This window comes from Pseudoalteromonas sp. MMG024, from assembly GCF_021654175.1.
In the GTDB taxonomy this organism is placed as follows: Bacteria; Pseudomonadota; Gammaproteobacteria; order Enterobacterales; family Alteromonadaceae; genus Pseudoalteromonas.
This window is the reverse complement of record NZ_JAKFZO010000010.1, coordinates 22,853-46,819: the sequence shown is the minus strand read 5'-3', so window position 1 is coordinate 46,819 and position 23,967 is coordinate 22,853. Positions and strand designations below refer to the sequence as shown.

The 23,967-nt window shown below is 40.2% G+C and carries 21 protein-coding genes and 1 pseudogene; 12 read left to right on the top strand and 10 right to left on the bottom strand.

Translation table 11 applies throughout. From position 1 onward, the window contains the following. Positions 1–85 precede the first annotated feature (85 nt). The 4 genes and pseudogenes from L1068_RS11180 to L1068_RS11165 form a co-directional block, all read right to left on the bottom strand. The gene (locus L1068_RS11180; RefSeq protein WP_237130329.1) at positions 86–589 is read right to left on the bottom strand and encodes a YgjV family protein; all 504 of its coding nucleotides are present in this window, start codon (positions 587–589) and stop codon (positions 86–88) included. A 50-nt stretch (positions 590–639) separates the two neighbouring features. After that, the gene (locus tag L1068_RS11175) at positions 640–1,221 is read right to left on the bottom strand and encodes a Crp/Fnr family transcriptional regulator (protein ID WP_237130328.1); all 582 of its coding nucleotides are present in this window, start codon (positions 1,219–1,221) and stop codon (positions 640–642) included. Then, positions 1,218–2,249, bottom strand: a complete 1,032-nt coding sequence (locus tag L1068_RS11170; protein WP_237130327.1) for a nitronate monooxygenase — start codon at positions 2,247–2,249, stop codon at positions 1,218–1,220. The genes L1068_RS11175 and L1068_RS11170 overlap by 4 nt, the downstream gene beginning before the upstream one ends. Before the next feature lie 561 nt (positions 2,250–2,810). Beyond that, positions 2,811–3,869 (bottom strand): annotated as a pseudogene (locus L1068_RS11165) (peptidase M42). 234 nt (positions 3,870–4,103) lie between these two features. Between L1068_RS11165 and L1068_RS11160 the strand changes: the two are divergent. The 3 genes from L1068_RS11160 (at position 4,104) to L1068_RS11150 (ending at position 6,828) form a co-directional block, all read left to right on the top strand. Continuing rightward, positions 4,104–5,405 carry a hypothetical protein gene (locus tag L1068_RS11160; RefSeq protein ID WP_237130326.1) on the top strand — a complete coding sequence of 434 codons (1,302 nt, stop codon included), beginning with the start codon at positions 4,104–4,106 and terminating at the stop codon, positions 5,403–5,405. 226 nt (positions 5,406–5,631) lie between these two features. Continuing rightward, on the top strand, positions 5,632–5,940 hold the full coding sequence (locus tag L1068_RS11155) for a hypothetical protein (RefSeq protein ID WP_054980280.1): 309 nt from the start codon (positions 5,632–5,634) through the stop codon (positions 5,938–5,940). A gap of 123 nt (positions 5,941–6,063) precedes the next feature. Further along, on the top strand, positions 6,064–6,828 hold the full coding sequence (locus L1068_RS11150) for a transporter substrate-binding domain-containing protein (protein WP_237130325.1): 765 nt from the start codon (positions 6,064–6,066) through the stop codon (positions 6,826–6,828). 60 nt (positions 6,829–6,888) lie between these two features. Here L1068_RS11150 and L1068_RS11145 read toward each other — a convergent pair whose 3' ends face one another. Continuing rightward, complete coding sequence (locus L1068_RS11145; protein WP_237130324.1) at positions 6,889–8,103, bottom strand: hypothetical protein; 1,215 nt, start codon at positions 8,101–8,103, stop codon at positions 6,889–6,891. 350 nt (positions 8,104–8,453) lie between these two features. Here L1068_RS11145 and L1068_RS11140 point away from each other — a divergent pair, with 350 nt between their 5' ends. From L1068_RS11140 to L1068_RS11125, 4 genes are all read left to right on the top strand, one after another. Continuing rightward, positions 8,454–8,828 carry a BlaI/MecI/CopY family transcriptional regulator gene (locus L1068_RS11140; RefSeq protein ID WP_054980283.1) on the top strand — a complete coding sequence of 125 codons (375 nt, stop codon included), beginning with the start codon at positions 8,454–8,456 and terminating at the stop codon, positions 8,826–8,828. A gap of 3 nt (positions 8,829–8,831) precedes the next feature. Continuing rightward, positions 8,832–10,142 (top strand): M23/M56 family metallopeptidase, encoded by a 1,311-nt coding sequence (locus L1068_RS11135; RefSeq protein ID WP_237130323.1) that lies wholly within the window; start codon positions 8,832–8,834, stop codon positions 10,140–10,142. Position 10,143: 1 nt separating this feature from the next. Continuing rightward, positions 10,144–11,406: a peptidoglycan DD-metalloendopeptidase family protein gene (locus L1068_RS11130; protein ID WP_237130322.1), complete on the top strand. Its 1,263-nt coding sequence runs from the start codon at positions 10,144–10,146 to the stop codon at positions 11,404–11,406. Positions 11,407–11,704: 298 nt separating this feature from the next. Continuing rightward, a complete protein-coding gene (locus L1068_RS11125) occupies positions 11,705–13,354 on the top strand; it encodes a hypothetical protein (RefSeq protein WP_237130321.1) in 1,650 nt (549 codons plus the stop codon). Positions 13,355–13,403: 49 nt separating this feature from the next. Here the strand turns inward: L1068_RS11125 and L1068_RS11120 are convergent, their stop codons facing one another. Beyond that, positions 13,404–14,285, bottom strand: coding sequence for a LysR family transcriptional regulator (locus tag L1068_RS11120; RefSeq protein WP_237130320.1), 882 nt, complete (start codon positions 14,283–14,285; stop codon positions 13,404–13,406). A 106-nt stretch (positions 14,286–14,391) separates the two neighbouring features. Here L1068_RS11120 and L1068_RS11115 point away from each other — a divergent pair, with 106 nt between their 5' ends. Further along, positions 14,392–15,039 carry a peroxiredoxin-like family protein gene (locus L1068_RS11115; protein ID WP_237130319.1) on the top strand — a complete coding sequence of 216 codons (648 nt, stop codon included), beginning with the start codon at positions 14,392–14,394 and terminating at the stop codon, positions 15,037–15,039. A 285-nt stretch (positions 15,040–15,324) separates the two neighbouring features. Beyond that, a complete protein-coding gene (locus L1068_RS11110; protein ID WP_138632900.1) occupies positions 15,325–15,537 on the top strand; it encodes a cold-shock protein in 213 nt (70 codons plus the stop codon). Between the two features lie 425 nt (positions 15,538–15,962). On the opposite strand, the gene L1068_RS11105 is transcribed toward L1068_RS11110, so the two are convergent. Next, on the bottom strand, positions 15,963–17,882 hold the full coding sequence (locus L1068_RS11105; protein ID WP_237130318.1) for a S9 family peptidase: 1,920 nt from the start codon (positions 17,880–17,882) through the stop codon (positions 15,963–15,965). Between the two features lie 244 nt (positions 17,883–18,126). On the opposite strand from L1068_RS11105, the gene L1068_RS11100 reads away from it, so the two are divergent. Then, on the top strand, positions 18,127–18,435 hold the full coding sequence (locus tag L1068_RS11100) for a hypothetical protein (RefSeq protein WP_237130317.1): 309 nt from the start codon (positions 18,127–18,129) through the stop codon (positions 18,433–18,435). 464 nt (positions 18,436–18,899) lie between these two features. Here the strand turns inward: L1068_RS11100 and L1068_RS11095 are convergent, their stop codons facing one another. Next, positions 18,900–19,421: a peptide-methionine (S)-S-oxide reductase gene (locus L1068_RS11095; RefSeq protein WP_237130316.1), complete on the bottom strand. Its 522-nt coding sequence runs from the start codon at positions 19,419–19,421 to the stop codon at positions 18,900–18,902. Positions 19,422–19,599: 178 nt separating this feature from the next. On the opposite strand from L1068_RS11095, the gene L1068_RS11090 reads away from it, so the two are divergent. Beyond that, complete coding sequence (locus L1068_RS11090; RefSeq protein ID WP_237130315.1) at positions 19,600–21,447, top strand: TonB-dependent receptor; 1,848 nt, start codon at positions 19,600–19,602, stop codon at positions 21,445–21,447. 133 nt (positions 21,448–21,580) lie between these two features. On the opposite strand, the gene L1068_RS11085 is transcribed toward L1068_RS11090, so the two are convergent. Next, positions 21,581–22,120 carry a hypothetical protein gene (locus tag L1068_RS11085; RefSeq protein ID WP_237130314.1) on the bottom strand — a complete coding sequence of 180 codons (540 nt, stop codon included), beginning with the start codon at positions 22,118–22,120 and terminating at the stop codon, positions 21,581–21,583. Positions 22,121–22,414: 294 nt separating this feature from the next. Then, complete coding sequence (locus tag L1068_RS11080; protein ID WP_237130313.1) at positions 22,415–23,200, bottom strand: hypothetical protein; 786 nt, start codon at positions 23,198–23,200, stop codon at positions 22,415–22,417. 208 nt (positions 23,201–23,408) lie between these two features. Here L1068_RS11080 and L1068_RS11075 point away from each other — a divergent pair, with 208 nt between their 5' ends. Continuing rightward, the gene (locus L1068_RS11075) at positions 23,409–23,939 is read left to right on the top strand and encodes a GNAT family protein (RefSeq protein WP_237130312.1); all 531 of its coding nucleotides are present in this window, start codon (positions 23,409–23,411) and stop codon (positions 23,937–23,939) included. Positions 23,940–23,967 lie beyond the last annotated feature (28 nt).

Here is a 23,967-nt window from a genome sequence, read left to right as displayed (position 1 = left end):
TCTTAGCTGTATGCCTTATTTTTAAACACATTGTTGGATTTGCAGCCAATGCACCTGAGCTTAGACGCGAATCCTTACAGCCTAACTACGCGCTAGCAGATAATCGCTTTTTGGCATAAAAACGCCACAAGCCAATCAGGTTACTCATTAAGAAAACACTTTCCATCAGTACAGCTACTGGCGAAAACACCAACACATTGTGCAAAATCCAACATAAGGTGCCAACAATCATAAAACAGCGCAAAGTAAAATCATTTGCTTGAAACGACGCATAGGTTTGCAGTAAAGCCGCAAGCAGCGCAATTAGGCTTATCCAGCTATGCCAAGTAATATAAACCGCAGAAATACTCATCGCCATAAAGCCAAGCATTACACGAGGATCTCGTGCAAAAATACAATAACCAAAACGCAATGCCGCCAGCAGCATTAAACATGCAGCACTTATTTTATCGAGTAAGAAAAAGTGCACTGCGGTAAACAATACCGAAGTAAATAAGCAGGTTAAAATCGCATTGCGCGATTTAAATTGAAACGAGGCTAAATCAAGCAAAGTAGCAATTGCTACCAAACACTGCGACACAATAAACATAACGGCTCCTGTAAAAAGGGGCAGTCTAATCAGGCGCGAATGTAAAAACCTTAACTTAAGTTAATTGTGATTAAATTTAAACGACGGCGAATGCGCGACAATGATATTGCCGACACTCCTAAGTACATTGCCACTTCGTTCAAACTGAGCGTTTCTAACCAATGAGGTTTATTGTCGAGTAAATATTGATAGCGTTGTTCGGGCGTATTGAGCAATAAAAAAGCCTCTTTGGCTTCTTTAAATAATAACTGTTGGGTTATAAGCTGTTGTTTTATAGGCTGCCAATCTGCATTTTCCATTAACGATAATGGCACCTTAATTACGCGAGCCTGACGTATTACTTTTAGCTGATAAAGCGCAGGACTGTGCGTTAGCCAATTGCCATACAACAGTGCAAATTCATCTTTAAAATAAAACTCTTTGCATTTTTGCCCGCCATCGGAACTTGCGTGCAAAGCACCCAGCACCCCCGACAAAATTAAAAACCCAGCCTGTTGCGTTTCGCCTTGTTGTAATAGTACCTCGCCTTTGGCGTAGGTTTTAATATCAAATTGTCTCGCTAACTTTTGCTCAAATAAGCTTGCAAGTTGATGATAACTATCGCCTAGCTCAAGGATTTTTGGCGTATTCAATTGTGCCAACCTCGCATTAATAATTGAGTAATCTCACTTGCATTTACGCCATCACGCACCACAAAATGCTGACCACACCAAAGTGGCGAAAAATCACTTTTGCCAGCAGCTTCTGCACGGGCGCGGATCGCCGTCATCGCAATTGACGCAAACGGAAATGGCGGCACATGTGACGGCATGCTGCCAAGCTCAGTTATCGCACGGTTTACTATTCCGCGCGCAGGGCGACCAGAGAATACCGTCGTCAGCACTGTTTGGTGTGGCTTTTTTAGTGCCGCGCGATAGAGCTCATTTGTTGTGGCTTCATTACTTAATAAGTACGCGCTGCCAATTTGTACCGCTGCTGCACCTAGTTGCTGAAATGCCGTAACGTCTTCAGGTTTACTAATACCACCAGCGGCAATAATTGGCACGTCTAAAGTGACACATTGTTTTACCAATTGCTTGGTTGTTGGCTGCTGCGTGATGTTAGTCGATAAAAAATGGCCGCGGTGACCACCGGCTTCAATGCCCTGTGCAATAATGGCATCAACACCGTTTTCTTTTAAAAAACACGCTTCTTCAAACGTGGTTGCCGATGACCATACTTGCCCACCCCACTTTTTAATTTGCGACACAATCTCCTTGGCTGGCAAGCCAAAATGAAAGCTCACTATTGGCGGTTTATATGGCGCGATAATCTCCAATACACTTTGATCAATAGGCGTGCGCGATGCACTGGTTGAAAATCCTGATGCATCAATATGAAACTCGGCAAAATAGGGGGTGAGTAATTGATGCCAATCCATTTGTTGCTGTTTGCTATAATTTGGCGTGGTGTGGCAAAAAAAGTTCAAGTTGTAGGGCTTATCAGTATGACAGGTTAGGTAGTTTAATTCGCTAACTAGCTGCTCTTTTGTCAACATGGCGCATGGCAACGACCCAAGCCCTCCTGCATTGCAAACCGCAACGGCCAATTTGGCATTTTGTACTCCCGCCATCGGCGCTTGAATAAGCGCAAGCTCAGTATTAAAAAACGTTTTTGTCATTGTTACAGTCCTTGTTGTAATGAAGAAGAGCCAAAGTGTTAGCGCATTATGCTATTCAAATAAATTAAAGTAACTGAGTTTGCGTTGAGGTGTTTAAATTAAACTGTTTTTGTTAAGTGAAAAATAAAACTTCCGTAGCGCCACATTTTGCATACTCACATTTAATGGTTAATAACATATTGAAATTTAATAATTAAACCCATTGATTAAAACTATTTTTTGATAAGACAAAAATTTTAAATTGACGCAAAACGCAATCCTGTTTATTTTCGCCGTGATGTTTCAAGAAGGGCCATACTAAGCGCTGGCCAACCCAATATTAAGCAGATATCCGCATGCCTACTGCTGCGATTTACACCTTTAAAGGTAACCATAATATTGGAACCATTTGAATGACCGAGCCGAGCGTTATCAGCTTAATTCCACCCATTGTTGTACTGACTCTTGCGGTTGCGGTTAATGCGAACATTCCGCTTCTGATTGGCTTTTTGCTACTGGCATAAACTCAATAACCTTATAAAACAAAAGCGCCAGCATATGCTGGCGCTTTTTTATTGATAATTAACCTCTTTTTGACAAGGCCATTAACACATTCAAAAAGGCTTCTACCGATGCGATTGAGCCCGATTCATCCATTGTGTGGTAGCTGGTTGTTGGCACTTGAATAGTTGTACCATCCACTAAACCATTCGAACTGGCGATAATACGACCAAGCTCAGTACTACCAATAGAGCGTGGCGCTTCTCCCCGCGCGGCAAGCTCTTTATTTATTTTTTCCATATATTCATCTTTATAGATGTAGCTTAACTGCTGCTCTTTACAGATTTTTTCCACTAACTTAGTTGCCGCTGAATTAAACGAAGCGTTGGCATCTTTTTTTCGCAGCACTAAATGTTGTTTATTGGCCGATTCAACATCGGGAAACGGGCTCGTATCTACCACAAATAAGCGGTTAGTTGAGCCACCAAAACGACGAAAACACTCCAATAAATAGCGCCAACTTTTACCTGCCTCTTCTTGCGCGGTGAAAAACACTGTGCCCTCAAAGCCCAAACTAAATAAATGCACGAGCGCTGCCGCCGACAGTACATTATCGAGCTGACCGGTTAATCGCTCTTCGGAAATACGCAGTTTGTCTTTAAACGCAACCGGTGTTCCGGCAACGGCACTTTCAAGGCCGTCAATTTCAAAAATAAGGTTATTTCGATACTCACACACATAGGAATGCTTGATCATGCCTTGCCCGCGATATGCACCAGATCAAGGCTCATAAGCATACACCGGGGTAGACTTATAGCGTTCGGTGATTTTAGTCATGAGTTCTTCAGACACTGAGTTATTGAGCAAATCAGTGCGGTTTGCAGCAATAAATGCTGCATATTGAAATTCGTTCGGCCCTGTGCAAATTAAACCGTGGCGGTCAATATGTGCTGAAAACATTGCACTGAACGGCTTTTTACCCTGCGCAACTAATAGTCCTTCGTACCAAGTTACAGTGGCTCCTCGCTCTTCAAGCTCGCGCTGCAATACACGAAAAAACGAATGCTCCGCCCCGACCACACTCGGATGGCGAATAATTTCTTTTAATAAATCGATATACTCTTGGCTTAATGTGCTCATTAATTTCACGCTAAATAGCCCCTACTAAGTTTAAAAGCCTAGCGAGAAGCCGTCATTTTTTGCCTAGTTCGATATCTTTGCACAAGCGTTTTATGGCTAAATTTAAAGCACCGAATTAACTGCAAGTATCTGCCTGAATCTACAAACTAGCAAGTAAAATCAAAGCCAAAATAAACACTAAATTATTGGGGTAATCTGCCGATAACATATTGATTCACAAACAAGGACGTGATTATGAAATTACCTAGCATAAATAGTTATGAAAACCCCTCCAATGCGGTGCAAAATAAAAACGCCAGTATTGAACAAGCCGTAAACACAGCAAAAGTAAACGCTAATGACCAAATAGCACCCGATTCTGTATTTATTAGCCAGGTTTACCTTGTTGATTTTGACTTTAACAGTTGGTTAGCTGAACCCGACCAAGCCAATTTATCCGATGACCAAAAACAGCAGCTTACATCATTGTATGAGCGACTTTCTGAAGAAGACTTCATTAATTTAGCAAAAACAGATGTTCTTAAAAACGAACAATTTTTATCATTGTCAGGGCAGCTCGACGACGAGCATTTAAATGGATTAGTAAGTGCTATTTCGGGCTTGTCTGTGCCTGCAAGCATGTTATTTGTGCATGTGAATGAATACCAACCTCCGCGCACGGAAGAAGAAAAAATAGCGCAATTTATTGACGTGATTGCCAACCAAAATGAAGTAAACCGAGACAAAATTATTTCGCAAGCGGCACTTTATAGCGAGTCCGTAAATACATACAAAAAAAATAGTCGCGATGACGGTACCTACTCGGAAATCAATCTGTACTTTAGTACCGATTCAAGCGCGAATAACCTACAAAATTTTGTATCAAGTGTCATTTCGTCAGATAACCCAGGTGATTTAGTCGACAAACTAACTAATTTTAGTGAGCAGCAGCAAAGTGCAATGTTAAATGTACTGGGGTTTGATAATCACCTTGGAACACGTTTACTTGATCAGTTACACGACGAAGATGAAGCCGCACGTCAAAACATCGTTTCATTTTTAGGTGATATTACGCAAAAATCGGGCGCCTTTTTAGAATTTTCCGCCTTTTCGTCTCGTGACCCCGATAACCCACTTTATCTTCGTAAAGGCCATGGCGACAACATGTATACAACAGTGCAAGATATGGTGAGTAAAACCGTTAATTTGTTAGAAGATTACGAGTTTTCTGACGGGCAGCTGAGCAAATTTGGCGAAGACTTAACAAATCATCCACGCCAGCAGCAAATCGCTTATTTAGACACCTTTACTCTTGGTTTAGAAAATCTTACCCAACGCGATGAAAACAACCCTGAGACCTATAACCCGCTAGACGATGCACAAGCTGCAACACAACTGTTTGCACTTTTGAATGATGAAACAGTGCTAGAAAAAATGTATCAAACCAGACAGGGAGAGGATTATCGCGCAGGCACTTTCTTTAAGGTTAAGTCGTACCAAGAGTATCAAGCGGACGCAAAGCAGCTGATGGCGCACTATTTACCGTCAATTTCTTAACCCCTTGTTCGCCAACTGTGCAGGTAACGCTGTTGGCGCTTAATTCACAATCCTTATATATAAAAGCCGATAATCTAACATTGGTAGCCTGTTAAATCCTTGGTTATAATACCAAATCGCTTAAGTAGCTGATCACATACTTAACAGAATTGGTATAATCAACGTTTCGCAGGCTGAACGCCTTGCTTCCTCCATTTGATATTTTCTTAGTGAGCATCGAAAAACAATGAAAAAACTCTCAAAAGTTCAACTAAAACAACAAGCTTTGGTGCTTAGTATTGCCGATGCGCTAGAAGCAAAAGCCTTAGCGGAAATTCCGGGTATGGTGCAATGCTGGTTTGATGTTGAATATCACTTGTTTCCAGGTTCACTATTATTGTGTTTTCAGTTCGAAAATGAGCAAGCCTTAGTCGCTGCAGAGCCTAATCTGCTTACTTGGCAAAAACGCTTAAGTGCGGCACTGGTGAAAAAAGGTGTGGTACTAAAAGACATGCGCAAGCACTTGGTGTTTACCTTAAAAGGCCCAGACGATTAAGCAACTTGCGTTTATTTGTGTTGAGCTACAATTAAAGCCTGACTCATATCAGGCTAGATGGCTGGAAAAAGCGCATACATTTAGGCAAAGTGTGCAATGGGTTGTAATTGTCGTGTGTTCTTTATGAAAAGTTCAGTTCTTGTATGTGTCATACTTATTTTCACTCTTTTTTCCAGTGTCACTTGCTCTGCCACACAACTGCGCTTTGTCGCTGAAAACTTATACCCGCTTCATTTTAAAGATAAAAATAACCAGCCAGACGGCTTTTTAGTTGATGTTGTTAACGCGGTACTTGATGACTGCGCGTGCGCTGGCAAAATTGAAATAATGCCGCAAGCAAGAGCGTTTCGTGAACTACAGTCGCAGCCGAATGTAGTTATGATATCGCTGCTTAAAACTCCCGGTCGTGAAACAAAATACTTATTTTTAGGTTCGGTATTTCACGCACACGCCTATTTAGTTGGTTTAAAAAGAAATCAATTTGAGTTATTTAACTTACACAGTGCACGAGGATTGCGCGTTAGCACAGTGCGAGGGTATTTTAGCCAACGCTATTTAGAAAGCGCTGGTTTTTCACTTGAACGCGATTTAGTGCTTGCGCCAGAGCCTGAAAGCTTAATGAAAATGCTTTATAAAAATCGTACCGATTTAGTGCTAACTAATACCTTACATCTCGATAAAGAACTTACCAGTATTGGCCTTGATCCAACAAAAATTGAGAAAAAACTGCATTTACCTGACTTTCCAAATGAACTGCATATCACGGCAAACAAAAAATTAGAGCATACACTCGCGATAAAACTAACAAACTCGCTCAACGCCATTAAACACAACGGGCAATACCAAATGTTGTTAACTAAATGGAACCTAAACGAAAAGGCGCATTAAGTTCACTTAATAATTACGTGAATACGCGCCTTTTAACGATTTAACCTAAGCTAAGGTTATTTACAAAACATCGTACACTTTCACCCTATCAGAATCGCTACCGATAGATTGCAGAGCTAATTTAACCGTTTCAGTTAGTTGCGCTTTATGAGGTGATTTTTGACAAATATGGATCAACGTTTTGCTTAATTCATAATCAGAGTCAATAAACTTGCTGGCTAATTCAATCGACTGAGCGGTAGTTGCCCGGTCCATTGTTTGATACGGCAGCGAAAGAAAAGCCCTTTTCATTTCATAATCTGAATCAATGTGCTGCATAAACGTTAGCATTGCTTCAAAATCATCTGGTGTTTTAACTTCGCTCGCTAATGCATTTACGACGCGGTAAGCCTCATAATCTGAACCAATATCAGCGCTTGCAGTAAACATATCGGCAATTGATAAGTGTGTTGATTGTGACGATATTTCACTTATTAATCTGAATTTTTCATAATCACTATCAATGGTTTTTGACACATCAAAATAAGCTTGATGAATCGTTTGCGCATTAGGCAGTTGTGGTGCTAGCTTACTGAGCAAAACACGTGTTTCATAATCTGAACTCATGCCATTTAATCCACGTAAAAGCGTAAGCCATGCTTGCTCTGGAAGCTGCTTTTGCTTATCTAAAAAACGCTCTACCGTCACTCTTTGGCTGTAATCACTGTTTATTTGAGCAAGTACAGCCAACACTCGCTTTTGCGCCAGTAAGTCTAAGTTATTGGCGCTAATTGCTGTGATATACGCCGATTTTGTATCGTCGTTATTTGCACTCTCCATTTGGTTAAGTGCAGCTGGTATTCCCTGCTGTTCAATTAACGTTTGCGTACGCTCAACGGCAAATAATGGGGTATTATCAAACACGCTTGTCATAAACTGTTCAATTTCGTTTTTGCTTGGCGTATTTCCTCTTTGATCACCATAAGTGACTTCGCCATTCTTATTGCTTATCATCAAAAAATCATCAGATTTGAAATGCTTAATCTTAACAAAACTGCCTTCACTCATACTTGCTATGGTTAACGCGTCTGAGCTTAAGGTGATTGCGCCGTTAATTTCGGCAATAACCTGATATTCATCACCAAATTGCTGATAATTCTTTTTAATTTCGGTAATTGCGCCATTTGAATCGGTTTTGATGTATTGATGACTGACAACGCCACTACACCCTGACGCAATAAAAACGACGGCGGCTAAGCTTGTAAGGTGAAACGATTTAAAAAGAGATATGTGCATAAAATTGTAATCCACTATTGTTTTTAGAATATATTCGCTTTTAAAGCAAGGCGCATACCAAAGTGTAACCACATGATATTTCGTCATTTAATAATTTTTATTGTGAAATACACTAAACAAAAAAGCCAAACGTTAGCATTTTAAACCATATCAGCTTAAATCTAATCTACTGAATGATCATGAAGTTTTAACATAAGCTTCCCTTCTTTCTCAAAGCCAATTTTACGTGGCAATAAACAAATAAAACTCAATATGCGACTTGTGTCACACTAAAAACACTGCTAAATTGCGACAACTGTCACACAAATTGTGACTTCCCATATTCGAATAAATATAAAAAGGAAACTGCTTTGCAACTTACCGGCCCAGAACTCGAAATTCTCAAGTCTTTATGGCAGCAACAGCCATTAACGGGTAAAGAAATTCACCAACGGATGGAGTCACTCTACGGTTGGAGTTATTCATCTACCCGCAAAACATTAGAGCGCATGGCGCAAAAAAACTATGTCAGTGTAGAAACGCAAGGGAATAAAAAAATCTATTCAGCATTACTTGATAAAGTGCCTACGCTCGCCGCATTTGTGAAAGACTTCTCTGAACGCGTACTTGAAATAGACGGCAATTTACCCGTTGCCATGTTCTCTGGCAGCCAATTATTTGAACAAGATGAACTCTCTGATTTGGAGGCTCATTTAAATACATTACAACAACAGAAAAACAACTAAGTTATGTGGTTAATCTCATTTTTATGTTGGCTAGTAATTAGCTTTTCACTAGCTGCTTTATTAAAAAAAATAGCGCAAAAAGAACGCCTTTCACCGCTCTTTTGTTGGGCTGCACTCATCCTTCCATGTGCGGTATTTTTACCAAATTTCGACGTTTTTAAGGTGACAGAAGTCAACTTTGTTTGGCTTAATTCTAGTGCGCAACAACAAATGCAATTTGTTGGTGAAGTGGCAGAGCAAACCACCAGCCAAAACGGCTTTAACATTAATTGGTTGCTTTTTGGGGGGCTTTTTATCCCATCAGCATATCGCTTAATGAGACTAACTAAACGTTATCGTAACGCTAAAGCATTGATTGCAACGGGTACTCCATATCACTTAAGCACTGTGCCTTGCATGGTGATGCCGATGAATCAATCGCCATTTGTGATTGGTTTTCATAAACCTACGCTGGTGTTACCGCAGTATTTTATGCATTTAAGCAAACAGCAACAGGGCATTATTCTCGCCCACGAACAGATGCACATTGCTAACCGAGATCATTTTCATACTTGGCTCTGGTTAGTTTTGGTAGAAGTTTGTTGGTTTAATCCCGCTATAAAACAGCTCAGCGAGTTGTATGTAAATGCAATGGAACAGCGTTGTGATTTGCAAACAATCTCGTGCCATCGCTATACGCCGCAAGATTACGCTAATACCTTGTTGCTCAGTATAAAATTATCGCAGCAAGGCGCTTTAAACCCATTTGCAGCTCATTTTACAGGGCAAACCATCAAGGTGGCTGACTACAAGCAACGTTTCACGTTTATTTTTAGTCACGCGCCAATCCAAATTAAAAAATCACTTTATGTTTTCAGCTGCGCGCTATTAATTGTTGTACTGGCAAAAGGTGCAATATCGCAAGTTTATGCAGGACAAGATGAGTGGCAATATCCGGTCGCAAATATTGATATCAGCTCTCATTATGGCCATGTTACTTCGTTTCGCAAAAACCGCCCACATCGCGGCATTGATTTAGTTGATACAAAAGGCACTCACATTGTTGCCGCAAAAACCGGCAAAGTGATTATTGCCGATGACGAGACTATGGCCGCTGCGTTTGGTAAAACCATTGTGATCCAGCACAGCAATGGCTGGCAATCGCTCTATGCGCATTTAGACGACATTTCAGTTACCCAAGGTCAGTGGGTTAAAAGTGGCGAACTCATTGGAAAAATGGGCGATAGCGGTAAAGTAACAGGCACACATTTGCACTTTGAACTAGCAAAAGATGGTCAAACAGTTGACCCACTCATTTATTTAAACGAGAAATAACATGCATTTTTCACGTATTATTTTAGTAGCATTATTACTCGTAGGCTGTGATGAACAAAGCCAATGTAACGATGAAACGCAAAACAAAAGCATCGTCATAGAAAACACACATACGCAAGCAAGTTCGCACAAAAAAGACAGTACAACTCCGCATAACGCCAATATAACACGTCAAACCTATACCCTAAATAAAGGTGATACACTGACCCATTTATTACGTTCGGCGGGATTTTCATTTTCAGAGGTTTACACTTTAGCCGATGCGATTAAGCCGCTCTATGATTTTAAGAAAATTCAGTCGCACACTCAGTTTGATGTAATTGAAACGCCAAACAGTAAAACCATTCGCTTTGCAACGAGTTTCGCCCAAGTTATTAACGCAAAATTAGTGGAAGGAAATTGGGAAATTACGCAAAGTGCAATCATAACCCAAACGGAGCAAATAAGCCGCTCTTTTGCAATAAACCACAGCCTTTATCAAGCTGCGAGCGATGCTAAAGTACCCAATAATGTGATTAACAGCGCGATATTAGCGATGTCACATTTTGTTGATTTTCAAAGGGAGATTCGACAAGGCGATCACATTACCTTAAATTTTAATAAAGAAACAATTACGCAAGATGTACATTTATTTAGTACCTTTAGTAACCCACAACAGCTAGTCGCTATTTCCTTTATCAACCAAGGTAAACATTACGAGCTTTACCATTACCAAGACGCTTTTTACTTTAAAGATGGCAAGCTAGCACAAAGCTTTTTAATGAAAACGCCACTTAATGGCGCGCGATTGTCCTCAAACTTTGGTAAACGAAAGCACCCTGTTTTAGGCTACACAAGGCAACATAAAGGCATTGATTTTAGCGCACCAATTGGTACGCCAATTATGGCAGCAGGCAAAGGCAAAATACTAAAAGCCAGCTACAGCAGAAGCTTTGGTAATCGTGTGTTAATTGATCACGGCAACGACTATCGAACCTTGTATGCGCATTTAAAAGGCTTTGCTAAAGGTATCAAGCATGGTGCACGTGTAAGCCAAGGGCAAACGATTGGTTTTTTAGGCAATACGGGGCTTTCCAGCGCACGCCATCTACATTATGAAGTGCATAAAAACGGTAAAGTAATTAACCCATTAAAAATGAAGCAACCAAGTAATATTCAATTAACGGGCAACGAGTTACACGCATTCAAAGTGCATATTAATGATATTGATAAACGCTATGCGGCGTTGGTTTACAATAGCAATAATAAAAGTGCTTTAGACTAATCAAAAACCCAGTCAGGTAAATTCTGACTGGATCCTACTCTATCTATCACCGCAAAGTTTATTTTTGATTTTTCAAAAAACGATGTGCCTTTTCAATCTAAAAGTGCAATAAAAAACGTAACTAACTAATTTTTAGAAGAGTATTTAGTGCTTTGTTGAAACATCGCAAATCCCCCCTGACTTTTAAGAGATAACGCGCCCAATTTTAGGCATTTGTCTGTACGCAAAGAAGCACAGGTTGACTACTTTTTAAACGCGGGACACTCCCGAGCAAGGAATTAATTAAAAGGAATTCAATATGAAAAAACATAATCTATTAAGTCACCTGATCATTTTTGTATTTTTGTTCTCTGGGAATGCAACAGCGGCTCAAGGGGATGTTGATACTAATTATGGTGTTGGAGGCATAGTTCATACGCCGTCGGGTGCTAACGTTATTGCTGCATCTGCCACTTCAAATAATGGGATTATCGTTGCTGGAATAGGCCATCATCCGAGTGACTTTAGAATAACCCAACTATTAAGTGACGGAACTGAGGATGCAACCTTTGGCAGTTCAGGGCATGTTGAAATAAACCTACCATCAGTACTCGGTATTAGTAACTTCAATTTAACCGATATGGCGCGCACCAATAATCAAGAAACAATTATTACAGGATATAACCTTGGCTCTATTGGTGGCGATGGCGTACTTGCTAAGTTAGATGCAAACGGTAACTTAGATAGCACTTTTGCCAATGGTGTAGGAGCCTTAACATTAAGGAATTTCGCACCGTTTACTGGTCAAGGTAATATAATTCCTTATGCTCTTGCCGTTGATGCTAATAACCACATTTTGGTTGCCACCAGATGCCTATATGGCACATTGGTTGCGCGCTTTACGCCGTCTGGCACACTTGATAATAGCTTTGCAAATAACGGAGTATTGGCCGTTTCATATCCACTTGGTGGTCAATTTTCTCATATGCCCGTTAGTTTAGAAATAGACCCACTGGGTACTATTACATATGGCTATTGGGTGCTTACTGGTTCATCAACTGCGTTAACAACTAAAGTAGTGACACAATTAGATCCTAACGGAAGCCTCGTAACTAACTTTAGTAACTCAGGCCATATTATTTTACCCGCTGCAAATGGTGAAGAGTTAGTCAGTGTAAAGCGCGACGTAAATAACCGCACTTTATTGCTTACCAAGAACTGCGTTTTGTCACGATATACGACAAATGGTGTGTTAGATACTTCTTTTGGCAACAACGGAGCAGCAAACGTTGTTATGCCCAATGGCAGTTCATCACTATGCTTAGGTCTTACATTGAGACCGACTTCAGCACCTATCGTTACAGGAAGTATTCAACAAAATAATAACCATCAACTTTTAGTCGCACGCTTTGATAACTCAGGTCAACCAGTAGCAAACTTTGCAAATGGCGGTGTTGCTATCGTTGGTCAACCGCCATTTGCCGGAACCGTGAATGCTTATGGCGCAGCCTTTTCGGTTTTACAATCAAATGGACACATTCAGGTAGCCACTACCGAACGCCCTTATTTAAACAATTTTGCTGTGACAGCTATTGAAGATACAGCTCTTAATGTATCCCCGCGTCCAGCAAGAATTGGACGCCGAACATCTGTCGCACTTAATACTTGGACATACTCTATTCCATTTACTGTAAGTGACTTAACGTCTGGTGCCAAAGTTATGGCAACAATTGAACAAGGCGAATACTCCATTAATAATGAACCTTACACAACATCGCCAGGGTTCGTACAAAATGGAGATTTAATTACTGTGCGTCACCGCTCGGCATCTTGCTTCAACTGCAGCAAACGCTCAACACTTGAGTTAGGTGGTTATTACGACGCTAAAAACGGGGGGCAACGATTAGGTGGCAGTCGAACCTACAGTTTTAGCAGCTTAACCAAGGGGCTAATCGTTTCACCGCTTTAACATGCTAAGGGCTAGCATTTCAGCTAGCCCTTGCCGTTGAATATATACCCTAAGTTTTTTCAAACAACGACTTCATAAATTCATAGAACACTTCAGTTTTACGTGTTATTAAACTGTTTTGTGGTTTTAAAAACCAGACTGGCGCGTCATCATCCATTAACGTATTTGGTAAAATCTCAATTAATTGTCCAGCTGCTAATTCATCTTGAATTGCCAAGCGCGATTTAATCGCTATGCCAAGCCCTACAACCGCCGCTTGTGTCATATTATCTGAGTTAGAGATAGTCAGTTGAGTGGTTACACTGTGGTTAATAACGCGGTCATTATCTTTAAATTTAAGCTGCCGTTGCCATGGTAAACAGACCCATTGGTGATTAGTAAGATCGGTAATCGATTTTGGTATGCCATGTTTAGCCAAATAAGCGGGGGATGCACACAAAATACGTGAATTACGGGCAATCTTACGCGACAGTAAATTAGAATCGGCCAATTGTCCTACTCGAATCGCCACATCTTGCGCGTCATCCACCACATTCACAAATTGATCGGTGATCATAAAATCCAGTTTTAAATCGGAATAATTTGACTCAAACGCTGCAAGTGCGGGCAATACAAATTTAGAAAAAACCCACGGTGGCATGGTCACTCTCAGCACACCCGAAATTGCTGAGCCCCGGGCACCAATTTGATGCTCTGCATCGTATAACGCCTCTAAAATTGCCACTGCACGTTGATAAAACACCTCTCCTGCAGGCGAAAGTCGCAGACGCCGACTATCTCTAAAAATAAGTACCGTATTAAGCGCTTTTTCTAGCTTATTTAAACGATGACTGACCGTTGCAGGGGAAAGGCCCTGTGCTTTTGCAGCAACAACCACCCCTTGATTTTCAACAATGGCAATGAAGGTTTCTAAATCACATAAACTGTACATAGCTTTGATTTAATATTTTCGAATTTAGGTTTCGTTTTTCTATTGTATATCTAAAAAAATAAAACTCTATACTGAGCCCATTGTTAACATAAAAAGTGGAATACACATGACATTAAAAAGCCAAATCGACGCGTTTGAAGTTGAAAAGAAAGCCAACCTTAATAGTGATATTTTAGATTTAATGGATATCACAACAGATAAACTAATTGCGGCGCAGTTAAGCCAGCATGCACTAAAAGTGGGCGATACGCTGCCAGCATTTAACTTACCAAATAGCGATGGCACTTTAGTTAGTTCACACGCGTTATTAGAAAAAGGCCCATTGGTGCTTAGTTTTTATCGTGGTGGTTGGTGCCCTTATTGTAATTTAGAGCTGCGTGCGCTTAATGCACTTTCAGCTGAATTTGCAGCACATAACGCACAGTTAGTTGCTGTTTCACCACAGTTACCGGACAATTCACTTTCTACCCAAAACGAAAATGAGCTTGCCTACACTGTACTTTCGGATGTGGAAAATACCTTAGCAAAAGCCTGTGGTTTAGTATTTACCCTTGATGAGCGTTTAGTGTCGGTTTATCACCAACTTGGTCTTGATATTCCAAAAGCGAATGGCGATAACAGCTATGAATTGCCTCTACCGGCAACCTATGTCATCGATCAAAATGGCGTAATTCAATTTGCCTTTGCAAAAGAAGATTACACCTTAAGAGCTGAACCTGAAGACGTACTAACTGCGGTTAAAAAGCTTAAATAAGTTCTACTTATCAAGAGAAATCACCAAGTGGTTTCTCTTAATAAACCAACTTTTATAAATAAAATTAATTAAAAAGTATACAAACACACATTACTACCGTACACTGCACAGGCTTTAGAAATTTAAAGCTTTATCTACTACTGCACGTTTTGTTTCTCTTTCTTCTTTATTAATTCTAAGTCGAACTGGTATCCATATTTGCTTTATTGGTTACTGTTTTACTTGTTTATCTATAGCTTTATCCGGTGAGATTTCACCACAAATTAATTAATAAAAGGTTTCAATATGTCTGATTCAGTAACTGGCGTAGTAAAGTGGTTTAACCAAGAAAAAGGTTTTGGATTTGTAACACCAACTGACGGCGGCAAAGATGTGTTTGTACATTTTCGCTCAATCGTTTCTGATGGTTATAAATCATTAGACGAAGGTCAACAGGTTCAATTCTCTGTTGAGCAAGGTCCAAAAGGCCCGCAAGCTTCAAATGTTGTAGCACTATAATTAAGTGCTCTTCCAGGGCTAGTAACAACTAGCCTTATTATCACCGTAATACGCCTCCTTGAATTAACCCATCAGTTTTTGTCTTACAGTACCCCCTCAATAAAAATATAAAAGATCTAATATGATACATACATTTAATGCCGCTAGCATAAATGCTCAGCCGCCAATTTTATCCATTTCCGTAAATAAAAATAGTGTTGTCTTTACCGATAATACCGAACGTAAGAATGTTCGTTTTGAAACTGCCTTCGAGAAAAAACAGTTTTTAAACTGGCTTACGACTATTTAACATTTCATCCGCGAGATCTAATGTGCAAACCGTTAAACACAAGTAGCTTCCCTATGATTATTCGCATTCACAAAAAAGCCGGAGATTACTCCGGCTTTTTGCAATTTAAAAAATGAATTTGAGAGATCAACAGACCCTAGTTATTTAAATAGGTATTTAAAAACTTAAGGTAAGCATTTGATGCTTCAATGCGGTTTTCTTTTTTAGTAAAACCATGGCCTTCATCATCAAATAATACATATTCTACCGGCACACCATTAGCTTTGACCGCTGCCACCAGCTCATCACTTTCTACTTGAAGTACACGAGGATCATTTGCGCCTTGAATTACCATTAATGGTTTGGTGATATTTTTAGCGTGGAATAATGGCGAAATAGCGCGGTGACGATCACCATCTGTTGCTGGGTCGCCCATTTCATCGTAAAGCGCTTTTTTAAAGCTCTCCCACCATGGTGGAATAGAATTAAGCGTTCTTACCCAGTTAGTTACACCAAAAATATTAATACCCACTTTAAACTCTTCCGGCTCAAACGCAAGTGCTGCCGCGGTCATAAAGCCGCCGTAACTGCCACCCATAATGCCAATTTTATCGCCATCTACCCAATCTAAGCTTTGTAAGTGTTTTTTGCCGTACACGATATCTTGTAAGTCATCGGTGCCGTGTTTTTTATCATCCAAATGGAAGAAGGTTTTGCCGTAGCCCGAGCTACCACGGTTATTCACCGCAAAAATAGCATAGCCATGGTTTACTAAGTGCTGCTGCATGGCACTATAACCGGTGCGGCTTTGTCCACCTGGTCCGCCATGCACCCACACAAGTGCAGGCACTTTATTATTGCTATTTGCTTGTTTTGGTTTGTATAACACGCCTGGGATTTCTAACCCATCAAAGCTTTTAAAACGCACTATGGTACTTTCAACCAGATCATTTTGATCAATTGCAGCACTTAAGCTGTTTGTAAGTTGTGATGCGTTTGATGATCCTACCTGCCAAACAAATAAATTATTCGGTGACGTATCGGAGTTTAAGTAGAACGCCATGGTTTTTTCATCTGCCGAAAAATTTACACCACGTAAATTACCCGCAGGTAAACTTGGCATCGCAATCGATTGCCCTGTTTGTGTATCCATCACAGTGACTTTTGTGCTGGCATCAGCATTGACACCACTAACTTGGTAACGCCCTGATTTAGAGAAGTAAATAAAGTTAACATCCCATTCATCTTTGAGTGCAAGGCGATGTTCACCCGAGGTTAAATCGTAGCGCCAAATCTGCGCAAATTCGCCTTTTGCGTTGGTTGAGTAATAAAGTGCCTTGCTGTCTCGCGAGAAGGTTTCAGGGCCAAATGTGGCTTCAACGCCTTTTCCTGCAATCAACTCTGGTTTAAGTGTTTTTTTCATCGTATCGAGAATAAACACGTCGCTATCTTTGTTTGAGTTATTTTTAGAAAGCGCAATAAAACGGCCGTCAGGGCTAATTGCACCCACATCTAAACCCATTTTATTTTGATAAACAGGGGTTACTTCATAGCTTTTTGCGTAAACACGGTATAAATCCATAAACTTAGCATCGCGCTGGTTACTGGTAATGTAAAAATGAGAACCATCTTCTGTGAAACCAGCAAAGCGCGCACGGGTTTCACCGCCCGGTGTTAAGTCTTTAACGCTGCCGTCCACTTCGCGTACATACACATGAAAACGCTCATTACCGCCTGAGTCTTTGGTAAAAATCACGCGTTCATCATTTGGGAAATAACGCACCGCGTAGGTACTGTCTTGAAAATCTGTTAAGCGTGTTTTTTTTGCAGTTTTAATATCAACAGCATAAAGACTATAAATGCCACTTTCATCACTGCTCACCAGAATTTTGTCACCACTTGGTGAAAAGCTGCTGCCCATAATAGAGGTGGTGTCAAAGAAAGTTTCAGCATCATATTGCGTTAGTGTTTGTTGTACTGCCTCTACAGCTTGCGATGTAGTGCTTGTTTGTGAACAGCCTGCTAGTGCAAGCCCTAGCGCACAGGCTACTGCGGCTAATTGAAAATGCGTTTTCATTATAATTATTCCTTATGAATTATCCGCTTCCGATTGTTACCTGAACAAAATTTAGACACAAGTATCACGTGAGAATAATTGTTTCAAAATGTTGAAATGCGTAACGGGTAATTTTACAGGGCTGTTACTACTCACTTTCAATACTTGCCATTAATCACTTAACCAAACCGTTAAACACATAACGTTAGTTATTAGCAGGTGTTTGATTAGACTCGTAAACATAATAAAAACAGGGAGTATTGAAATGAAACCTACATGCCCAGAATGCAATAATGAAATCACTTTTTTGCAAAGTTTTAGAAATATTAATCCGTGGAATTATCACTGTCCAAACTGTAGAAAGCGTATTGATATCAGTAAAAAATGGAAGAATATCAGCCTAACTTCTGCGGGATTAGGGTTTATTTATGGTCTTTTCACTGCTGCCAACGATATACCTATGTTGCACGCATTTGTACCTGTATTAATTATCGCTTTATTTGCACAGTGGTTTGTTTGGCAACGTATAACATTCCACAAATTTAATAATGCAAACCAGCAACAAGATAATTAACAATCACCAAACAAAGTAGCTATGAGGTTGATTCCTAGGGTCTATTGACCTTTCAAGTTCGTTTTTGTAACAGTTTGATTGGGTTTTATACAAGGCAGAGGCTGCGTGGCATAGTTATTCTATGTGAGATAGCCGATAACACAGTAGAAAACCCAATCAAGCGCTGCCGAACGGTTCTTTTGAGCGCACTTTTCTCATTGTTGCCTACACGGATGTAGGTAAGGGGCGTGAGCAGGGCGCGGAAGCTTTGCTCGATATTGGCTTAGATTGCTAGGCCACACATCGAGCGCCTCGATAAAAGCACGCTCTGAGAGAACAAAAATAGAACAGCAAAGATCAACAGACCCTAATTTATTACAAACTGCATAAACCGAGCTAAATACTTCGCGCCAGACATCTTAAATACTCAGTAAGAACCTTTCTGCATAGCCACCTCGTAACAACCAATTTATAAGATCAAAAATTTACTGTTTGTATTTGTGTAAAAGCGATTGCGGAATATGGCAGTAGTCATCAGGGCAGCGAGTAAGCCTATCTTGATGTTCTTCATCACTTTTTACGTAATTGGTATGAGGCAATACTTCTACTTTAATCTGTTCTTTATCATCTCGAGCATTAATAAACGCAGCAGCAGCGCCCAAATGTGCTGGGTTTTGGCTATAAACTCCCGTACGGTATTTCTCCCCAATATCTTGCCCCTGCTTGTTAATACTGTACGGGTCGATAATTTCAAAGAAATACGTCATCAATTGCGCAATCGTGACACGTTCTGGATCAAACTGTACCTTCACACATTCTGCATACCCATCGTATGGCGCATGTGTGCTGTTGGCAGTGCCGTTTGCTCTGCCTGCTTCACTGTTTATTACGCCGGGAAGATGTCTTAGGTATTCTTGCACCCCCCATAAACAGCCCCCTGCAAAATAAATGGTGTTTTCTAACTTGTTTTCGTCAGCGAAGCCGCGTTGTATGGCTTGTTTATTCATAAATATATAAAGTTGAGAATGATTCGTATATGCCTTGGAAGTGAGATCATATACAATGCGCGCCAAATTAGCGATGTTGTTTTATGGGAACTTCCCCTGTGTTTTATTTGAGCCAGCTAGTTGGCTAGTAGCCCTTACAACAACTGAATGTAGTTACTTACGTCTAAAAGGAAATCACATGTTTCGCGTTGCAAACGCTTTGTTTTTAAGCACGCTGTCAGCTCACTCTTTCGCGTCAAACGACCTTACCTCTTCTACCGAAATCGAAAAAATCACCGTTCAAAGCGCTGCCACAGCTAATAACCGTCCTGTCGGCACCTTTGACTCACCTGTTTCAAATTTAGAATACGACCCGCGCGTTGATTTGCAGTCGCGTAATATGGCTGAAGCGCAGGCTGACGTTACCATCCGCGGCGGTATTTTTGAAAATACAGGTTTTCGCATTGGCAGTGCAACCTTATACGACCCGCAAACAGGCCATTACTTTGCTGAAATTCCTATTGCGCCTGAAATGCTATCTAAACCACAGGTATTCACTGGCGTAGATAACGCTCTTTACGGTGTTAATAGTTCTGTAGGTTCAATCGCTTATCAATGGAATACCATTAATAGCGGTGGCAATGTATCAGCAGGAGCTGGTAACAATGGGTTTAAACTGTTTAGATTGCATAGTGCATACAGCACACAGCTTGCATCTAACCGTTCGTGGACTTTAGGCGTGGAAGGTGAATACTCTCACTCACAAAGTGATGGTACCATCGAGTTTGGCGATCATGATTTTGACCGTGCCTCTGGACGCGTGCAACTCGCCAGCGAACAGTCTCAAACCGATGTTTTTTATGGTCAACAAGAGAAGTTCTTCGGCTGGCCAAATATGTATACGCCATTTAACGTGAATGAAACAGAAGCGTTAAAAACTAAGCTGTTTATGATAAATCACACGCAACAATACACAAATGATAGTCACTTTGAGCTAACCGCGTACCACAGAAAACATCAAGATCATTATGTGTTCTCTAGAGAAAACCCATCAATGTTTGAGGCTTTTCATGAAACGGAAGTAGACGCTTTTGCTTTATCAGGCACGCACAGTGTAAATAGCGAATTTAACGTATTGTATTCAGCGCAAGCGATGGCTGATTCAATTGAATCAACCACCCTTGAAAACAATTTTACTTCGCGTGATTATTACAAACTGAGCCTTGTACCTGAATACACCACCTCACTTGATGCGAACCAGAACCTAAGCGCTCGACTTGGCGTTGCATTTGACGACACTAATCGTGATGACTCTCATGTGTCTGTGATCGGTGATATTTCATGGCTAACACGTAATCAAGATAACTCGACACGTAAATTCTATCTATCGTACGCCGAAGCTACACAAGTTGCTGGCTACACCGCAATTGGTGGCAGCGAAACAGGCGGTCTATTTCGAAGTAATCACAATTTAAAACGTGAAGTAAGTAAGAATATTGAAGTTGGGATGTCGCTTGATGCCCTAGACTGGCGCTTCGATTCTGCACTTTTTTATCGTTTTGATAACGATTTAACTGACTGGACATACAGTTTTGATGCAACTTCAGCGCGTGCAGCCAACGCCGTTGATATTGACACGCTAGGTTTTGAACTTTTTGCGATTAAAAGTTTTGGTAACGCAGATATTGTCGCTAGTTATACCTATTTAGATAAATCTGAAAACTACTTTGACGACACCGTAGACGCCAGTTTTTATGCGTTAAATTATCCACCGCATCGAGTAACGCTTGGCGCCGTATGGCACCTGCATGACAGTGTGGTACTGCGCATTGATAATGAATGGCGCAAACAGCAAGATAATGCCCTACGAAACGGCGATGACAACGCGCTATTCACACACTTAACAGCTACCTACACACCAAGCCAATTACCAGGCGTAAATTTGGTGTTTGCCGTTGATAATTTATGGAATGAAAAATTCGAAGAAGTACCAGGTACACCAGGTCGCGGTGAACAATATTCGATTACTGCAAACTATACTTGGTAAGTATTTAAACCTAACTTGCGCTATTTGAACAAGCCGAAAAAAGCCCCTTTAGGGGCTTTAAATTGGTTGGTTAAATTTATAGACAATGGAAGTTATCGATTCTTTCTTTACACAACGTTTTGCCAGCAGCAGATTAGACTTCGCATTGCCAATTAGGTGCTTCGATACCAATTGAGATTTGAATATTGCTTTCACCATATTTGCTAATTGATGGCTGAATTGCCGCTTCAAAATCACGAGCGGTGCGCTCAAACTGGCGTGCATGCAGTTCAAGGACTTCAATATCTTTGCTATGAGAGCGGACTATCGCTTCCATTTTTTCAGCGATGTATTCGTGTTGTTTAATTAATTGTTTATTCACAACCACAGTATCGCCATCTTCAATAACCATATCACCGGATAAGCTATCTAACGTATGCTCATGTTTTGCAAGTTCACGCTCCATATTTTTCATCGGCTTTTCAAGCGTTTTTAGCTTCACTTCATCCGCTTTCATTGCATGGTAAGCGGTCAGTTGTGAATCTGTCATCGCGATAGTATCTAGGCGCTTACAATCCTTAAACACATAGATATTTGGTGCATCATTCTCCAATGTATTGTCTGATGTTGCATTTGCAACCGCGCAAGCTGTAAGAATAGCCGAACTTAACATAACAAGGGCGAACTGTTTCATAGCGTTTAATCCTGTTGAGTAAATGTATTAGTTTAAAATCTTAGTCGCGAGCAAAAGGGAAAAGGTTTAATAAAAAACTAATTTTTAGTAATCAAAACAAAATGTAACAATTACTCATACTTAAAAATAAACACCTTATAAACAAGTTGCCGCAAGCAGATCAACTATTTGTAATTGATGAAAAAGGAAAGGTTGTGCAAAAAGTTAGCTTACGAATTCGCTAGAAAGAGTTTTCTAGTATTTGGGGAAAGTTTAAGCGGGGAAACCCGCTTTTTTTTACGCATTGTTGTCTGCTTAATGTGCCAGGGCTTGATTAAAGTAGTCTTGATAAAACGCCTCAGCATCAATTTCAGACAGCGTTTGCCAAAGTTTATTCGCCAATAGCGGTTGGCGATCAAAAAATTGATGACTAAACATCAAATATCCAATGCTTTGATTAATTGGAATGGCATTTTGTTCAAAGCCAGTCGGCACATCTTCCATATGACAATTGCTAAGCGAAACAGCCACACGACCTTTGAAAAGTAACTCATGGGCTTTATTTATTGATGGTGATTCGTATATATCAAAGCCTTTTTTACGCATTTCACCAATTACACCGTAGCCATTTGGAATAGACATGCTCATTGGTTTGTCAAATGTCAGTGTTTCACCATCCCAATTTATACTGCCCGCTTTATGTAACAAACACGATGCAGAATTCGAAAAACTTAAACGATTGTCTAATTCGCCATCGCTATTTTTTGGGTAATGGGCGATTTTTTCTCTAAGCGGATGATACCGCCCCACCACAGCGTCTACTTTGCCACTAGCGAGGTCGTTTAAACAACGCTTCCAAGGGTATCGAACAAATTTAATGGTTAAATCGGGATGATAAGTCGCAACTTGATTCAAAATATCAATTGCCGGACCGGGCTTAGACTCAGGTACTAGTGGGCCTTCACCATAAAAATGAGGTAAAACCGTTTTGTTTTCATAACAATAAGTTAATGTGACTTGTTTATTGCTGGTGCCATGCGTGTGCAACGATAAAAAAATGAGTACTGTTAAAAACATATAATTAAATACATTTTCAAGCATAACGCACCTTAAAAATTAAATTACAACATTGTGAGTTTAGACCGAGATAAGCGAAGATTGTATTCAAACAATTTAAAAAATATGCACCTCATCATACTATTAAATAATTGATAACGCTTTTTCTTAAAACCAACCCCCTAATTCGTTGAGCTAGTTTAATAATTTTGACATATTATGCTAAAAACATAACGAGCAACCTATCTACAAAATGGAACTTGAAACCGAAAGACTTATTCTTAGATCGCTTTCTTCTGACGATTGGCAATTTTTCAAACATTTACACCAATTGCCAGCGGTTATGCGTTTTATAAGCGATATGCCTACGCTTGATTTAATAAAGCAACGATTTGATGAACGCTGTATTTCTTGGCAAAAGCAATCTAATGAATGGCTTACACTCACTATGTTCGATAAAAAATCCATGACGCCAATTGGCGTAACCGGCTTTTTGTCACTGTGGCAATCATATCAGCAAGCCGAGCTTGGTTTTATGCTTGACCCTGAATTTCAAGGATTAGGTTATGCAAAAGAGTCAACTCTTAGAGTGATGGCATTTGCATTTGATGAATGTGATTATCACAAAGTAACTGCTACTGTTACACAGGGCAACGACGCATCAAGTCGATTATTAACTGCGCTAGGGTTTAAACCTGAAGGTATACTCAGAGACAACTACAAAATAAATAATAAGTGGTGTCACGATCTGAAATTTGGCATGTTGAAAAGCGAGTTTTCTTAAACAAAAACACCTACAATAGAAAGTGGTA

What these genes read in the sequence shown, in the direction of transcription:
- L1068_RS11155 (WP_054980280.1), top strand. Translation starts at nt 5,632, where the DNA reads ATGAAAAAACTCTCAAAAGTTCAACTAAAACAACAAGCTTTGGTGCTT.
- L1068_RS11090 (WP_237130315.1), top strand. Translation starts at nt 19,600, where the DNA reads ATGTTTCGCGTTGCAAACGCTTTGTTTTTAAGCACGCTGTCAGCTCAC.
- L1068_RS11145 (WP_237130324.1), bottom strand. Translation starts at nt 8,103, where the DNA reads ATGCACATATCTCTTTTTAAATCGTTTCACCTTACAAGCTTAGCCGCC.
- L1068_RS11100 (WP_237130317.1), top strand. Translation starts at nt 18,127, where the DNA reads ATGAAACCTACATGCCCAGAATGCAATAATGAAATCACTTTTTTGCAA.
- L1068_RS11130 (WP_237130322.1), top strand. Translation starts at nt 10,144, where the DNA reads ATGCATTTTTCACGTATTATTTTAGTAGCATTATTACTCGTAGGCTGT.
- L1068_RS11150 (WP_237130325.1), top strand. Translation starts at nt 6,064, where the DNA reads ATGAAAAGTTCAGTTCTTGTATGTGTCATACTTATTTTCACTCTTTTT.
- L1068_RS11135 (WP_237130323.1), top strand. Translation starts at nt 8,832, where the DNA reads ATGTGGTTAATCTCATTTTTATGTTGGCTAGTAATTAGCTTTTCACTA.
- L1068_RS11180 (WP_237130329.1), bottom strand. Translation starts at nt 589, where the DNA reads ATGTTTATTGTGTCGCAGTGTTTGGTAGCAATTGCTACTTTGCTTGAT.
- L1068_RS11105 (WP_237130318.1), bottom strand. Translation starts at nt 17,882, where the DNA reads ATGAAAACGCATTTTCAATTAGCCGCAGTAGCCTGTGCGCTAGGGCTT.
- L1068_RS11160 (WP_237130326.1), top strand. Translation starts at nt 4,104, where the DNA reads ATGAAATTACCTAGCATAAATAGTTATGAAAACCCCTCCAATGCGGTG.
- L1068_RS11085 (WP_237130314.1), bottom strand. Translation starts at nt 22,120, where the DNA reads ATGAAACAGTTCGCCCTTGTTATGTTAAGTTCGGCTATTCTTACAGCT.
- L1068_RS11110 (WP_138632900.1), top strand. Translation starts at nt 15,325, where the DNA reads ATGTCTGATTCAGTAACTGGCGTAGTAAAGTGGTTTAACCAAGAAAAA.
- L1068_RS11125 (WP_237130321.1), top strand. Translation starts at nt 11,705, where the DNA reads ATGAAAAAACATAATCTATTAAGTCACCTGATCATTTTTGTATTTTTG.
- L1068_RS11115 (WP_237130319.1), top strand. Translation starts at nt 14,392, where the DNA reads ATGACATTAAAAAGCCAAATCGACGCGTTTGAAGTTGAAAAGAAAGCC.
- L1068_RS11095 (WP_237130316.1), bottom strand. Translation starts at nt 19,421, where the DNA reads ATGAATAAACAAGCCATACAACGCGGCTTCGCTGACGAAAACAAGTTA.
- L1068_RS11080 (WP_237130313.1), bottom strand. Translation starts at nt 23,200, where the DNA reads ATGCTTGAAAATGTATTTAATTATATGTTTTTAACAGTACTCATTTTT.
- L1068_RS11170 (WP_237130327.1), bottom strand. Translation starts at nt 2,249, where the DNA reads ATGACAAAAACGTTTTTTAATACTGAGCTTGCGCTTATTCAAGCGCCG.
- L1068_RS11075 (WP_237130312.1), top strand. Translation starts at nt 23,409, where the DNA reads ATGGAACTTGAAACCGAAAGACTTATTCTTAGATCGCTTTCTTCTGAC.
- L1068_RS11120 (WP_237130320.1), bottom strand. Translation starts at nt 14,285, where the DNA reads ATGTACAGTTTATGTGATTTAGAAACCTTCATTGCCATTGTTGAAAAT.